Source organism: Frondihabitans sp. 4ASC-45, from assembly GCF_049472575.1.
In the GTDB taxonomy this organism is placed as follows: domain Bacteria; phylum Actinomycetota; class Actinomycetes; order Actinomycetales; family Microbacteriaceae; genus Frondihabitans.
In genome coordinates this window covers 577,392-591,886 of record NZ_JBCEBN010000001.1, presented here as the reverse complement: position 1 = coordinate 591,886, position 14,495 = coordinate 577,392, and the positions used below count along the sequence as shown (strand labels likewise).

At 68.6% G+C, this 14,495-nt stretch carries 14 protein-coding genes; 10 read left to right on the top strand and 4 right to left on the bottom strand.

Annotated elements, in window-relative coordinates; genetic code table 11:
- Positions 1 to 19 precede the first annotated feature (19 nt).
- Positions 20 to 1,120, bottom strand: a complete 1,101-nt coding sequence (ald, locus tag VH571_RS02725) for an alanine dehydrogenase (RefSeq protein WP_423263194.1) — start codon at positions 1,118 to 1,120, stop codon at positions 20 to 22.
- Between the two features lie 137 nt (positions 1,121 to 1,257).
- Between ald and VH571_RS02720 the strand changes: the two genes are divergently transcribed.
- The 6 genes from VH571_RS02720 to VH571_RS02695 all read left to right on the top strand — a co-directional run bounded on the left by VH571_RS02720 (position 1,258) and on the right by VH571_RS02695 (position 7,020).
- The gene (locus tag VH571_RS02720; protein WP_055960634.1) at positions 1,258 to 1,755 is read left to right on the top strand and encodes an Lrp/AsnC family transcriptional regulator; all 498 of its coding nucleotides are present in this window, start codon (positions 1,258 to 1,260) and stop codon (positions 1,753 to 1,755) included.
- A 21-nt stretch (positions 1,756 to 1,776) separates the two neighbouring features.
- The gene (locus tag VH571_RS02715) at positions 1,777 to 3,252 is read left to right on the top strand and encodes an LCP family protein (RefSeq protein WP_423263192.1); all 1,476 of its coding nucleotides are present in this window, start codon (positions 1,777 to 1,779) and stop codon (positions 3,250 to 3,252) included.
- Positions 3,253 to 3,339: 87 nt separating this feature from the next.
- A complete protein-coding gene (gene hxlB / locus VH571_RS02710; RefSeq protein WP_423263191.1) occupies positions 3,340 to 3,909 on the top strand; it encodes a 6-phospho-3-hexuloisomerase in 570 nt (189 codons plus the stop codon).
- A 29-nt stretch (positions 3,910 to 3,938) separates the two neighbouring features.
- A complete protein-coding gene (hxlA, locus tag VH571_RS02705) occupies positions 3,939 to 4,562 on the top strand; it encodes a 3-hexulose-6-phosphate synthase (RefSeq protein WP_055960627.1) in 624 nt (207 codons plus the stop codon).
- 173 nt (positions 4,563 to 4,735) lie between these two features.
- Positions 4,736 to 5,365, top strand: a complete 630-nt coding sequence (locus VH571_RS02700; protein WP_423263189.1) for a TetR/AcrR family transcriptional regulator — start codon at positions 4,736 to 4,738, stop codon at positions 5,363 to 5,365.
- On the top strand, positions 5,362 to 7,020 hold the full coding sequence (locus VH571_RS02695) for an MDR family MFS transporter (protein ID WP_423263188.1): 1,659 nt from the start codon (positions 5,362 to 5,364) through the stop codon (positions 7,018 to 7,020). Before VH571_RS02700 ends, VH571_RS02695 begins: the two co-directional genes overlap by 4 nt.
- Positions 7,021 to 7,110: 90 nt before the next feature.
- Here VH571_RS02695 and VH571_RS02690 read toward each other — a convergent pair whose 3' ends face one another.
- The 3 genes from VH571_RS02690 to VH571_RS02680 all read right to left on the bottom strand — a co-directional run bounded on the left by VH571_RS02690 (position 7,111) and on the right by VH571_RS02680 (position 9,863).
- A complete protein-coding gene (locus VH571_RS02690; RefSeq protein ID WP_423263187.1) occupies positions 7,111 to 7,404 on the bottom strand; it encodes a hypothetical protein in 294 nt (97 codons plus the stop codon).
- 96 nt (positions 7,405 to 7,500) lie between these two features.
- Entirely contained in the window at positions 7,501 to 9,051 is a 1,551-nt protein-coding gene (locus VH571_RS02685) for a glycoside hydrolase family 36 protein (RefSeq protein ID WP_423263186.1), read from the bottom strand.
- Positions 9,048 to 9,863, bottom strand: a complete 816-nt coding sequence (locus VH571_RS02680) for a DeoR/GlpR family DNA-binding transcription regulator (RefSeq protein ID WP_194602219.1) — start codon at positions 9,861 to 9,863, stop codon at positions 9,048 to 9,050. Before VH571_RS02680 ends, VH571_RS02685 begins: the two co-directional genes overlap by 4 nt.
- Positions 9,864 to 9,946: 83 nt before the next feature.
- Here VH571_RS02680 and melA point away from each other — a divergent pair, with 83 nt between their 5' ends.
- Genes melA through VH571_RS02660 form a run of 4 tightly spaced genes read left to right on the top strand, consistent with a single transcriptional unit; the run spans position 9,947 to position 14,492 of the window.
- Complete coding sequence (melA, locus tag VH571_RS02675) at positions 9,947 to 11,263, top strand: alpha-galactosidase (RefSeq protein ID WP_423263185.1); 1,317 nt, start codon at positions 9,947 to 9,949, stop codon at positions 11,261 to 11,263.
- Positions 11,260 to 12,135, top strand: coding sequence for a class II fructose-bisphosphate aldolase (locus tag VH571_RS02670; protein WP_423263184.1), 876 nt, complete (start codon positions 11,260 to 11,262; stop codon positions 12,133 to 12,135). The genes melA and VH571_RS02670 overlap by 4 nt, the downstream gene beginning before the upstream one ends.
- A complete protein-coding gene (locus VH571_RS02665; protein ID WP_423263182.1) occupies positions 12,132 to 13,106 on the top strand; it encodes an SIS domain-containing protein in 975 nt (324 codons plus the stop codon). The genes VH571_RS02670 and VH571_RS02665 overlap by 4 nt, the downstream gene beginning before the upstream one ends.
- A gap of 51 nt (positions 13,107 to 13,157) precedes the next feature.
- Complete coding sequence (locus VH571_RS02660) at positions 13,158 to 14,492, top strand: ABC transporter substrate-binding protein (RefSeq protein ID WP_423263180.1); 1,335 nt, start codon at positions 13,158 to 13,160, stop codon at positions 14,490 to 14,492.
- Positions 14,493 to 14,495: the final 3 nt, after the last annotated feature.

The following is a 14,495-nucleotide window of genomic DNA, read 5'->3' as shown; positions in this document are numbered from 1 at the left end:
GGTCGGTGGGCCTGCGCCGTCACGCGGAGGCGAACTCCAGGCCGAGCGCCGCGGCGACCCCGGCGTTGGTCACCCGGCCGGCCGTGACGTTGAGCCCCTTCGCCAGCGCCTCGTCGGCCTCGGTCGCGGCCTTCCAACCGCGGTCGGCCAGCGCCACCACGTAGGGCAGGGTTGCGTTCGTCAGCGCCCGGGTCGACGTCTCGGGCACGGCGCCCGGCATGTTGGCGACGCAGTAGTACACCGCGTCGTGCACGGCGAAGATCGGGTCGTCGTGGGTCGTCGGGTGCGATCCCTCGAAGCAGCCGCCCTGGTCGATCGCGATGTCGACGAGTACAGCGCCCGGCTTCATCGTGGCGACCATCTCGTCGGTGACGAGCTTTGGGGCCGCGGCCCCCGGGATCAGCACCGACCCGATCACGAGGTCGGCGTCGCGGAGCTGCTCGGCGATCGCGAACGGTGTGGAGTGCCGGGTCTGGATGCGCCCGCCGAACTGCACTTCGAGGGCGCGGAGGCGGGGGAGCGACACGTCGATCACCGTCACGTCGGCACCGAGCCCGAGTGCGTTCGCCGCCGCGTGCTCGCCGGCGACGCCGCCGCCGATCACGACGACCTTGGCCTTCGGGGTGCCGGGCACACCACCCAACAAGGATCCGCGCCCGCCGTTCGACCGCATCAGCTGGTACGCGCCGACTGTGATCGACAACCGCCCGGCGACCTCGCTCATAGGCGACAGCAGCGGCAGTGAACGGTCGGGCAGCTGCACCGTCTCGTAGGCGATCGCGGTCGTGCCGGAGTTGATGAGGGCCTCGGTGAGGGCTCGGTCGGCGGCGAGGTGGAGGTAGGTGAACACCGTCTGGTCGGGGCGAAGGTAGCCGTACTCGGCGGCGATGGGCTCCTTCACCTTGAGGAGGAGATCGGCGCTCGCCCACACGGCGTCGGCGGTGGGGAGGATCGTGGCGCCGGCTTTGGAGTAGTCGGAGTCGGAGATACGCGAGCCGGATCCTGCGCCCTGCTGCACGACCACCTCGTGGCCGTGACGCACCAGCGTGTCGACCCCGGCGGCGCTGATGGCGACGCGGTTCTCGTTGTTCTTGATCTCGGTGGGGATGCCTACGCGCATGTCGTTCTCCGATCGAAGGGGCGGCTCCTGCGCCGCACCAACCAGGATGGACAGGGTTCGTTTCACACGTGTTTCAGACGAAGAACATTCGGTAGATTGTGGAGTAGCCAGTGTCTGAGCCCGGTGGAGGAGACGAAGTGAGCGATTCGCCGAACGATCTTTCGGGCCCTGCGCCACTCGACGACATCGACAGGCGGCTCATCGCGCTGCTGACGAGCGACGGGCGCATCTCGAACGCGGCGCTCGCCGAAGGGGCGGGTATCGCGCCCTCGACCGCGCACGTGCGTCTGCGGTCACTGCAGGATCGCGGTGTCGTGACCGGGTTCCTCACGAGCGTCGATCAGAAGGCCCTCGGGCTGGGGCTCCAGGCGATCGTCGGCGTGACCCTCCGGCCCGGCTCGCGCCAGGAGAGCATCGTGCGCTTCTCGGAGGAGGTGCGCGACCTGCCTCAGGTGCTGCAGGTGTTCTTTCTCGGCGGCGCCGACGACTTCCTGGTGCACATCGCCGTGGCCGACTCGTCGGCCGTGCGCGAGTTCGTGGTCGAACACCTCTCGGCCCAGCCGAGCGTCGCCTCGACCCGCACGAGCATCATCTTCGACTACCACCGCAACGGGGTCGCGGCCTCGTTCCAGTAAGGCTCCGGTTAGCCTGTGGGGGTGACCGACGAGAATCCGACGCCGCCCGAGCCGAAGTACCGGCGCCCGCCCGCGCGCCACGCGCGGCGCGATCGGCGTCATCCGCTGCGCTGGATCGCCCTCGGCCTCGTCGGTGTTCTCGTGCTCGGCGGCGGCTATGTCGCCTACAGCTACGAGCGGTTCCAATCGGGTGTGACCAAGATCGACGCCCTCCCGGCCCCGGGCAAGAGCGGGGGGAGCGACGTCGACGGGCAGGACGAGAACATCCTGCTGGTCGGCGACGACCACCGTCCGGCCGGCGCGACGGCGGAGCAGCTGGCCGAACTCGGCACGACGAGCGACGGCGGCAGCAGCAACACCGACACCATGATCGTGCTGCACGTCAGCGGCGACCGGAAGAGCGCGACGATGATCTCGTTGCCGCGCGACTCGTACGTCGACATTCCCGGGCACGGCAAGAACAAGCTGAACTCGGCGTTCTCGGCGGGCAGCGCCACGGGCGGGCCGTCCGGCGGCGCCAAACTGCTCATCTCGACCGTGCAGAATCTCACCGGCCTCACGATCGACCACTACATGCGCGTCTCGCTGCTCGGTTTCTACGAGGTCGTGAAAGCTCTCGGCCCGGTCGAGGTGTGCCTCAACAACGCCGTCCAGGACGACTTCTCGAAGATCGACCTGCCGGCCGGCAAATCCACCCTGAGCCCCAAAGAAGCCGTGGCGTTCGTCCGCCAGCGGCATGGTCTTCCGCGCGGTGACTTCGACCGCGAGGTGCGCCAGCAGTACTTCCTGTCGGTCGAGGCCAAGCGGATCCTGTCCGCAGGCACCCTGCTCAACCCGGTCAAATCGGGCCGCATCATCGACGCCGTCAGCAAGTCGATCGAGACCGATGAGGGGTTCGACCTCGTGTCGTTCGCGACGAGTGTGCGCGACCTGCGCCCGGCGAACATCCGCTCGGCGACCATCCCCGTGCTCGGCACGCCCACCATCGACGTCAACGGCACGCCACTCTCGATCGTCGAGGTCGACACCGCCGGAATGCCCGGCTTCATCACCAACGTCGTCGGGCAGCCGGAGGCCTACACGAAGGCGACAGCGGCGAAACCCGCGGCCGTCAGCGCACTCGTCGTCAACGCGAGCGGCGTCGAGGGCGCGGCGGTCACCGCATCGACCCGCCTGACCGCGCTCGGGTTCACGGTCGGCGCGCCGGAGTCGGGCGCGCTCACCCAGCAGACGACGGTCCAGTATGCGAAAGGGGCGGAGCGCGCCGCGAAGGCACTGGTCGCGAAGGTGCCCGGGGCCGAGGCCGTGCTGACCCCGGGGATCGTCGGGGTCCGCCTGGTGCTCGGCTCCGACGGACGCACCGTGCGCGACCCGGCGGCAACCGCGACGCCGAAACCATCGACCTCCACTGCGCCGGCGGCACCGGCGGCACCGGCGACGCCGAAGCCCACGGTCACCAAGCAGTCGACCGCGTACGCCGGCACCTGCATCAACTGACCCTGCCGCCGGGCCCTACCCGTTCGGGTAGGCAGAACCGGTCGGTCGGGTGGCGCCGCCCCCGGATCCTTCGGCGCACCATGGGGTATGACCGAAACGCCGACGTCTGTCGCGACATCTCTCCGCTCCATCGAGTCCGAGCTGCGGGCCACGGTCGACACGATCGCCCAGCACGACCTCGACTCGTTCGCCGACGCCCTGTCGAAGGCTGACCGGGTCTTCGTCTACGGCGCCGGTCGCTCGGGCCTCGCCCTGCAGATGACCGCGATGAGGCTCATGCACCTCGGCCTCACGGTGCACGTCGTCGGCGAGACCACCACACCCGCGGCGGGCCCGGGCGACGTGCTGCTGACCGCGAGCGGCTCCGGTACGACGGCCAGCATCGTGCGCGCCGCCGAGACTGCAAAGAGCGCAGGATCCTTGGTGGTCGCCATTACGACCGCCACCGACTCGCCGCTCGGGCAACTGTCGGCAGAGGTGCTCGTCGTGCCGGCCGCGGCGAAGCTCGACCGCTCCGGCACCGCCTCGGCGCAGTACGCCGGTTCGCTGTTCGAGCAGACCGTCGTGCTGCTCGGCGACGCCCTCTTCGACGCGCTCTGGAAGCGGTCCGGCCTCACCGCCGACGACATCTGGCCGCGTCACGCCAATCTCGAATGACCTCCGCTCACACAACGAAAGGCACCACCATGAAGCTCCAGTTCGCCATGGACACCCTCACCACCGAAGCCGCCCTCGAGCTGGCCGCCGCGGCCGCGCCGCACGTCGACATCCTCGAGCTCGGCACCCCGCTCATCAAGAGCGCCGGAGTCTCGGCGATCACCGCCATCAAAGAGGCTCACCCCGACAAGATCGTCTTCGCCGACCTCAAGACGATGGACGCCGGCGAGCTCGAGGCCGACGTCGCGTTCAAGGCCGGTGCTGACCTCGTGACCGTGCTCGGCGTCGCCGGCGACAGCACCATCGCTGGTGCCGTCGCCGCTGCGAAGAAGCACGGCAAGGGCATCGTCGCCGACCTCATCGGTGTGAAAGACAAGGCCGCCCGCGCCAAGGAGGTCACTGAGCTCGGCGTGCAGTTCGTCGAGATGCACGCCGGTCTCGACGAGCAGGCCGAAGAGGGCTTCACCTTCTCGACGCTGCTCGACGACGGCAAGGCGTCCGGTGTGGCGTTCTCCGTCGCCGGTGGCATCAACGCCTCGACGATCAAGGCCGTGCAGGAGTCGGGCGCCGAGGTCGCCGTCGCCGGTGGCGCGATCTACGGTGCGCCCGACGTTGGTGCTGCTGCCGCTGAGCTGCGCGCTGCCATCGTCTGACCTGTCTGACCCGGCCCGCCTCCGAATTTGAAGGAGAAACGCGGGCAGCACCCCCGCCGATCGGCATAAAGCCGTCGGCGGGGGTGCTTTTTTCCTTCAAATTCGGCGGCGGCGGGGCGAGACCGGTACCCCAGTACCATGCACTCTCAGCGTAAGAGTGCAATCCTCTACGGGTGGCACTCGACGGAACCGGCAAGCGGCAGCTGCGCACTCGCGCGGCCCTCGTCGCGCGCGCCCGGCACCTGACGGCCCGCGAGGGGCTCACCGGCTTCACGATCCAAGAGCTCTGCGACCAGGTGGGCGTCTCGCGTCGCACCTTCTTCAACTACTTCCCGACGAAGGAGTCGGCGGTGCTCGGCGTCGAGAACGGGCTCGACAGCGCCCTCGTCGACGACTTCCTCGCGGCTCGCGCGGTGCACCCCGAGGCGCGCCGCCCGCTCGTCGACGACCTCGTCGAGGTGGCCATCGGGCACTTCGAGGCCATGGGCCCGACGGCATCCGACCTCGCCGACTTCGTTGGATCGATGCAGCGCGAGCCGAAGCTGATCGCGGCCATGATCGATTCCGGCCGCAGCGAGCAGGAGCGGTTCATCGCCCGTCTGGCCGAGAGCCAGGGCGACGCCGATCTCCTGCCGATCCGGGTCGCCATCGTCACGTTCGAGGCGCTCGTCCGCCTGAGCATCGACACCTATCTTCACGGGGCCGACGTCGTTCCCTTCGCCGACATCCTCCGCGAGCGGGTCCAAGCGGCCCGCGAGCTCTTCGCCCCCCTCCCCACGAAAAGACTGGTGCCCAGCCCATGACCACCGAGAAGACCGCCCCTCCGAAGAGCGGCGACGGCCCGCTGCTGTTGACGCAGCGCCGTATCTGGATCATCTTCGCCGCGCTGATCGCCGGCATGCTCCTGTCGAGCCTCGATCAGACGATCGTGTCGACGGCCATGCCGACGATCGTGGGGCAGCTCGGCGGCGTCGAGCACCAGGCCTGGATCACGACGGCGTACTTGCTCGCGACGACCATCGTCATGCCGATCTACGGCAAGTTCGGTGACGTGCTCGGGCGACGCAACCTCTTCCTGACGGCGATCGCGCTGTTCACTCTCGCCTCGATTGGCTGTGCTTTCGCGTCGGACTTCTGGATGTTCGTCGTCTTCCGCGCCCTCCAGGGCCTCGGCGGTGGCGGTCTGATGATCCTCTCGCAGGCGATCATCGCCGATATCGTCCCGGCCTCAGAGCGCGGCAAGTACCTCGGCCCGCTGGGCGGCATCTTCGGTCTCGCGGCTGTCGGCGGCCCTCTCCTCGGCGGCTTCTTCGTCGATCACCTGACCTGGAACTGGGCTTTCTACATCAACATCCCGGTCGGCATCGCGGCGTTCGCGATCGCCTGGTTCACCCTGACCCTGCCCAGCAAGACGGCCACGAAGAAGATCGACGTGCCGGGCATCATCCTGCTGTCGGCCGCGACCGCGTCGCTCATCTTCTTCACCGAGTTCGGCGGCAATTCGCTGCACGGCTGGGGCGCCCCCGAGACCTGGCTGTTCGGCGCCGCCCTGCTGGTCGCGGTGACCCTGTTCATCCTGGTCGAGAACCGCGCAGACGATCCGATCATCCCGCTGGCCTTCTTCAAGAACCGCGTCTTCGTGATCGCGACGGCGATCGGCTTCGTCTTGGGTATCGCGATGTTCGCGGCGCTCGCCTTCATCCCCACGTTCCTGCAGATGGCGTCGGGTGCGTCGGCGGCCGCCTCCGGACTGCTGCTCCTTCCGATGATGGTCGGCCTGATCGGCATGTCGATCGTCTCCGGTCAGGTCATCTCGAAGACCAACCGCTACAAGGCCTTCCCGATCGTCGGCACCGTGCTCGTCGGCATCGCGATGTTCTTGATGACGACGCTCACCGCCGACACCCCGATCTGGCTGATCTGCGTGTTCCTGTTCATCTTCGGTGCCGGGCTCGGCTCGATCATGCAGGTCGTGGTCTTGGTCGTGCAGAACGCCGTGCCCGCGAAAGACGTCGGAACGGCGACGAGCACGAACAACTACTTCCGCGAGGTCGGTTCGGCTCTGGGCGTCGCGGTGTTCGGCGCCATCTTCACCAGCCGTCTCACCGAGAAGCTCACCGACGTGTTCACGGGTGCGGGAGCCTCTTCGTCGGATGCGTCCTCGGCGACGTCCACTCTGGATCCTGCGGCCCTCAACAAGCTGCCGACGGCTCTGCACGACCTCGTCGTGGCGGCCTACGCCGACTCGCTGGCTCCCGTGTTCTGGTACCTGATCCCGCTGATCGCGGTCGCGTTCGTGCTGTCTCTCTTCTTGAAAGAGATCCCGCTCTCGGAGGTCTCGGGAATGGTCGCGCGCGGCGAGGCGATCAGTGGAGAAGAGGCGGAGCGGCTGGAGGCCGAGCGCCTCGAGGCAGGTCGCACGGCGAAGGATCCGAAAACCCCCTCCGGTCGGCGCTAAGCATCGGCTCGACCTGCCCTTACGGATGGTTATCTCGGTAACCATCCGTAAGGGCCGGGTGGGCGGGGCCGCCTCGGATTCGTGGCGCGGTCAGCTGCCGTAGCGCTGGCGCTCCAGCTGCGTGGGCGAGTAGTCGTAGTCGCTGTCGAGAGCGTCGACGCGGGTCAGCGAGCTGACTCCGGGCTGAACCTCTTCGACGGTGTCGACGGTGATCGACGAGGTGAGCGAGACGAGAACGGAGACGCGCTGAAAACCGAGGGGAGTGAACGTCAAGAACTCACCTCGTCGGACCGCACGCAGAACCGATTTCTGCAGAAGGTCGAGGTCGGTCTCGTTCGACAGCCGGTAGCGCTTGCCATCGATTGTGAGGGTGATGCGATTCATGGGACCTCCGAGATCGTGCTCCGATGTGCAGCCGGCCTCCGACAAGCGGAGAGGCTCTGGTCTGCGGGGTCCGGGCAGATCAGCGTGAGGGCGATGCTACTCGCTCGCCCCGGGCGCGACGAGGTTCGTTTCGCGCAGGTGCTCCCGCCCGGTGCGGACCTCTCGGACGAACGGCGTGAAGTCGACGACTTCGTCGCCCACCTCGTACCGGTAGCGCCCGGTGCGTCGGACCTCTTCGGAGCGCTCGAGAAACACCCGGAGCGAATCGGCCTCGTCTGCCGACATCCAGTCGATGGGATCCGACGTCGACCGGAACCCGGAGACCCGGGCGATCAGCTGCAGGGCCTCGCGCTGCTCGGGTGTCAACGTCGTGTGCGCCGACCGGAAGAACGCCACGTCGGGGTCGACCTGAAAGAGGTCGCTCATCCAGAGCCGCTCGACCGACGCCGTGAGGCCGTTCAACCCGCCCTCGTGACTGGGATCTTCGACGGTGCCCGGTCGCACCCAGTCGGAGGCGGTGTCGGGGCCCACGCGGACCCCGTCGAGAACGCCGACCGATGGCAGGAGTGGAGCCCCGCAGCCGAGAAGGTAGACGTCGTCGCCGACGACCCGTCGGATCCTGAGGAGCGCATCGCGGTAGACCTGCTCGCGCGGGAGGTCGAGATGGCGGACCCCCGGCAGAGCACCCGCGTAGAGGAAGTCGAGCTTGAGGTAGCGGAAACCGAACCCGACGAGTTCGGCGAAGACGCGATCGAGGTGGTCGGCGGCGGCCGGGTGCGTGGTGTCGAGGGCGTAGTAGTGCGAATCCCAGTTGTAGCCGGCGACGAGCGGCTCGCCCGACGCGGCGTGCACGAGCCAGTCGGGGTGGTCGCGCACGATCGCCGAATCGGGAAGGCAGATGAAGGGCGCCAGCCAGAGACCCGGCCGAGAGCCGCGCGCGGCGATCCGCTCCGCGATGGCCGCCATGCCGGAGGGGAAGCGCTCGTTGGCCGTCCAGTCACCGACGATTCGCTCCCAGCCGTCGTCGAGCTGCACGACGTCGAAGGGCAGGTCGCCGAGGTCGTCGATCGTCTTATTCACGAGCGTCTCGTCGATGTCTTCGAAGAACGAGTACCAGCTGCACCAGAGGGTGTCGACGCGCTCAGCGGGCGGGGTGCCGAGCCGCTCGCGCAGCAATTCGGCGTAGCGGGCGAACACGACAGCCTCGTCTCCGAGACCGAGGAACCAGTCGGATCCTTGGCTCTCGAGAGTCGCCCACAGCTCGTCGGGCGAGGCGCCGACGCGCGGCGTACCGAGCCCGAGCGCGCCCAGCAGCAGCACCCGGCCGTCGGGCAGTTCGAGTGCGCCGAGGCCCGAGCCCTCGTGTCGGTCGGGCCGGTCGGTGGCGGCGTCGTCGGCCGTCAGCAGACGGGGTGCGTCGCCGTAGATGCGCATCGGGCTGTCGGTGAGCGGCGCCCAGCCCGTCGGTGACCACGAGTTCCAGCCGTGCCGGTAGAAAGCGCAGGATCCGAGATCGTGCGTGACCGAGACGGGCCCGGCCGGCAGAATCCACCCGCCGTCGATAGCGGTCGCGGCAATCGCGGTCTCGTCGTCGAACCGGAGTTCGTTCTCGACGAGGCGCAGTCGGAGTGTCGCGTCGGCGGTCATTCCGCCACCTCCACGACGTGCACGCGGACGCCGCGGTCGCGGATGCGCGCCAGCTCGTCGGGGTCGGCACCGGAGTCGGTGACGAGGTCGTGGATCTCGGTGAGGTCGGCGACCTTGGCGAGCGTGACGCGGCCGACCTTCGACGAGTCGGCGACGACGATCACTCGCTGGGCGTGGCGCACCATCGCCGTGTTGGTGCGGGCTTCCGTCTCGTCGTGGGTGGTTGCGCCGCCGACCGAGCCGATGCCGTCCATCCCCAGGATCGCGGTGCCGACATTGATCGCGTTGAAGGCATTCTCGGCGAGGGCGCCGACGAGTTCGAACGACTGGGAGCGGATCACTCCGCCGGTCATGATGACCTTGATGTTGGGGCGGGACGCGATCTCGGTGGCTGTGGTGAGCGAGTTGGTGACGATGGTGAGGTCGGTGCGGAACATCAGGGCCCGGGCGACTCCGGCAGCGGTCGTCCCGCCGCCGATCGCGATCGCGTAGGGGCCGTCGGGCAGCAGGGTCGCGGCTCGTCGGGCGATGAGCTGCTTTGCCAGCCGGAACTGCGAGTCGCGGAGACCGACCGGCACCTCGGCCGCCGAGGTGAAGGCTCGGGCGCCACCGTGGGTGCGGGCGAGGAGGCCCTGGTCTTCGAGGTCGGCGAGGTCGCGGCGGATGGTCGCCGCCGAGACGCCGAGCTCCGTCGCGAGATCGGCGAACGACGCCGACCCGCGCTCGCCGAGCGAGGAGATGATCGCGACCATGCGGTCGGATCGCTTCGACGAGGCCGCTCGCGGCGAGACGTCGAGGTCGATTGTTGCCATCCTGTTTCCTATTCGCTCAGCAATAGTGATCGTTTCACGCATATCATTGCACGAAACGCGCAGCCACCAGAATGATCGTCCACATGACACGAGTGACCTTCATCGGAGCAGGCAGCGTTGTTTTCACGCGTCAGCTCCTGGCCGACCTTCTCGGGTTCGACGACCTCGGACCCCTCGACCTCCGCCTGCACGACATCGACGAATCGCGTCTCGCCGTCGCCGAGGGCACGGCGCGGCAGGTGAGCGAGCGCTTCGGTCGGCCGATCACCATCACGGCGACCCTCGACCGCCGCCGCGCGCTCGAGGGCACCGACTTCGTGATCGACATGGTGCAGATCGGCGGCATCGACGCCACCCGCAAAGACCTCGAGATTCCCGAGCGGTACGGCCTGCACCAGACGATCGGCGACACGACGGGCGTCGGCGGCGTCTTCCGTGCGCTGCGCACCTTCCCGTTCCTCACTGCGCTCACGGCCGACATCCGCGAGGTCGCCCCGAACGCCGTGTTCTTGAACTACACGAACCCGATGGCGATGAACATCTGGTGGACCAGCGTCGTCGCCCCCGAGCTGACCGCCCTCGGCCTCTGCCACAGCGTCTACTGGACGGCGCACGACCTGGCCGAGCTCGTCGGCGTGCCCGTCTCCGAGACCCGGTTCCGCGCCGCCGGCGTCAACCACCAGGCCTGGATGCTGGAGTGGAGCCACGAGGGCCGCGACCTCTACCCGGTGCTGCGGGATCGGATTCGCGCGGATCCTGAACTGGAACGACGCGTCCGCGTCGAGATCTTCCGCCGTGTGGGCTACTACCCGACCGAGACGAGCGAGCACTCGTCGGAGTACCTGCCCTGGTTCCTTCGCTCGCCCGAGCAGATCGACAAGTTCCGGCTGCAACCGCTCGAATACATCGGCATCTCGGAGGAGAACGTCGCCGAGTTCCACGCGGCCGAGGCGTCGCTCGAAAGCGGCTCCCCGCTCGAGCTCGAGGAGGGGGCCGCCGAGTACGCGCCCCAGGTCATCCACTCGCTCGTCACGGGCACCGAGCGCGAGATCCACGCGAACGTCGTGAACCGGGGCCTGATCGACAACCTGCCGCAGGGTGCCGTAGTCGAGGTGCCGACGCTCGTCGGCGCCGACGGGATCCGCCCGCAGCCGATGGGCTCGCTGCCCGTGCAGGCCGCGGCGATCAACCGCTCGTACCTCTCGGTTAACGAGCTGACCATCGAGGCCGCTCGCACCGGCGACCCGAAGCTCCTCCGCCAGGCCGTGCTCGTCGACCCGAACGCGTCCTCGACTCTCACACCTGAGCAGATCTGGGAGCTGTGCAACGACCTCGTCACCGCCCACGGCGATCTCCTGCCCGAGCCGCTCCGCGAGCTCATCCCGGCGAGCGCCCTGTGACCGGGGCACCGGTCGGCGACCTCGTCGCGGCAGCAGTGGAGCGTCGCACGGCCGTGCCGAGCTTCAACGTGATCGGGCTGGAGCATGCCGAGGGAATCGTGCTCGGGGCGTCCCGCGCGGGTATCCCGGTGCTCCTGCAGATCAGCGAGAACGCCATCCGCTTCCACGGCGGCGGGATGCGCCCGCTCATCGCCGCCTGTCGGGAGCTCGCCGAGGCCGCCCCGGTCGACATCGGCATCCACCTCGACCACATCGAAGACGCCGCGCTGATCGACGAGGGGATCGCCCTCGGAAGCGCGTTCGGCATCGGGTCGATCATGGTCGACGCATCGACACTCGACTACGCCGATAACGTGCGCACCACGGCAGACGCCGTGGGTCGTGCCCACGCGGCCGGCCTCTGGGTCGAAGCCGAGCTCGGGGCGATCGGCGGCAAGGACGGCGCGCACGCACCCGGCGTCCGCACGGATCCTGCGGAGGCCGCCTCGTTCGTCGCCGCGACCGGGGTCGACGGTCTCGCCGTCGCCGTCGGATCGTCACACGCCATGGCCACCCGCGACGCCTCCCTCGACCTTGAGCTGATCGCGGCGCTCGCAGCCGCCGTTCCGGTGCCGCTCGTGCTGCACGGGTCGTCGGGCGTGCCGGATGACGTGATCCGCGAGGCCGTGGCCGCGGGGATCCGCAAGATCAACGTCGGCACCGCCCTCAACATCGCCTACACCGGCAGCGTCCGCAGCTTTCTCGATGCCGACGACCGCGCCACCGATCCCCGCAAGTATGTCGCCCCGGCCCGTGACGCCGTCGCCGACCTCGTCCAGCGTTTCTGCGAGGTCATCTCGCCGGCGCTCCTGTCTCGAAAGGCATCCCGATGAGCACGACCACCCCGTCGAGCACCAGTTCCCCGTCGAGCGCGACCACGCCGTCGAGCGCGACCACCCCGTCGAGCAAGACGACCGCCGAGATCCAGAGCCAGCCGGACACCTGGGCGAGATCGCTGGTCGAGTCGCCCGCCTTCGGGCCGTACCTCGGCCTGCCGGGTGAGCGCGTGCTCTTCGTCGGATGCGGAACCTCCGCGTTCGTCGCCGAGTCGCTGGCCTCCCTTCGCGAGCGCGCCGGTCTCGGCGAGACCGATGCGGCCTACGGCTCGGAGTGGAAGCCGGGGCGGCGCTACGACCGGATCGTCGCCATCACCCGCTCCGGGACGACGACCGAGATATTGGAAGCACTGGTGGCGGCCCGGGCCGCCAGTGACAGCGACTCCGACGCAGCCCCGGCGCTCACCGCGATTGTCGCGGTCGGCGGGATGCCGGTCGACGAATTGGTCGACGCCACGCTCGTGCTCGACTACGCCGACGAGGAGTCGGTGGTGCAGACGCGGTTCCCGACCACCCTGCTCGCCGCCGCCCGAGCCTTCTACGGGTACGACACCTCCCACCTCGTCGAGGAGGCGCGGACGAGTCTCGCCGCTGCCCTCGACGTCGATGTCACGGCCTTCGACCACTACGTCTACCTCGGCAGCGGCTGGACCTACGGCCTGGCCCAGGAGGCCGCGCTGAAGATCCGCGAGGCGGCCCAGGCGTGGTCGGAGTCGTACCCGCTGCTCGACTATCGGCACGGCCCCATCGCCGTTGCGAAGGAGCGCTCGCTCGTCTTCGTCTTCGGGGACGTCGACCCAACGCTCGTCGCCGACATCGAGTCGACGGGCGCAACCGTCCACACGAACGGGCTCGACCCTCTCGTGCAGCTCACCGAGGCGCACCGGATCGCGGTCGCGCTCGCCGAGAGCCAGGGTCTCAACCCCGACGCCCCGCGGGGTCTGACGCGCTCCGTCGTTCTCGGCTGACCCTCCGTTCTCCCTTCCCGCATCACCACCCTTCGACCAGTGGAGTTCCCAATGTCCCGTTCCTCCGCACCACGCCCCTCGTCCATCCGCCGCGGCCTGGCCCTCGGCCTCGCCACCGTCGCCACTGCCGCTCTCCTCACCGGGTGTGCCGGGTCGGGCGGCGGATCCTCGACCCTCGAAACGAAGGCGGACGTCAAGCTGACCATCTGGTCGGGGCAGAACGACGCCGCCGAGAAGATCCTCGAGGGCCTCGTCTCGGAGTACGAGAAGGAGCACCCGAACGTCTCGATCGACCTGTCGCCCGGGGCATCGTCGACCGATCAGCTGCTGCAGAAGCTGTCGGCGAGCTTTGCGGGAGGCACGTATCCCGACGTGTCGTACACCTTCGGATCCTGGGCCAGCCAGCTGGAACGGTCGAACCGCACGCTCGACATCACCGACGAGGTGGCGAAGCCCGACGTCAAGTGGGACGAGTTCACCTCGGCCGCCCGCGCGACTGCGCAGCCGACGGGTAAGAAGACCATCGGGTTCCCGGCGGTCGTCGACAACATCTCGCTGCTGTACAACAAGACCGTCTTCGACAAGGCCGGGGTCGACTACCCGACCAAAGACTGGACGTGGAGCGACTTCCGCACCGCCGCGAAGAAGCTCACCGACTCGAGCACGAACACCTACGGCTACGGCTACTCGGTGTCGGGCAGCGAAGAGACCACCTGGCAGCTGTGGCCGCACCTGTGGCAGAACGGCGGCGACATCCTCTCGTCCGACGGCACCAAGTCGGCCTTCGACTCCACAGCAGGGGTCGACGCGGTGACCTACCTGCGCGACCTCGCCGTGACCGACAAGAGCGTCTACCTCGATCAGACCGACACCAAGTTCGCCCAGCTCTTCGAGAGCGACCACGTCGGCATGATCACCTCCGGCCCGTGGGAGCTCTCGGCACTCAAGACCGCCGGCACGTCGTACGGCGTCGTGCAGCTCCCGGGAACGAACGGCGACCACCAGACGGTGTCGGGCCCCGACCTCTGGACCCTCTTCGACCACAAAGACGCCAACCGCGCCTACTGGTCGACGCAGTTCACCGAGTGGCTCACGTCGAAAGAGCAGGACGAGAAGTTCAACGTCGCCGTCGGCAACCTGCCGCTGCGCTCGAGCGAGGCGACCAGCGCCGCGTTCCTCGCCCAGGTGAAGGCGCTCCCCGGCCTCGACGTGATGCAGGCCAATGCGGCGAATGCCAAGAAGGCCCGGCCGACCGTGCCCGGCTACGTCGGGCTCTCCAGTGCGGTCGGCGACGCCGTCTCGCAGGTGCTGCAGGGGCAGGGAAATCCGGGTGACGCCCTGAAGACCGCCGCGACAGCCGCCGACAAAGCGCTCGCCGAGAACTAGGCG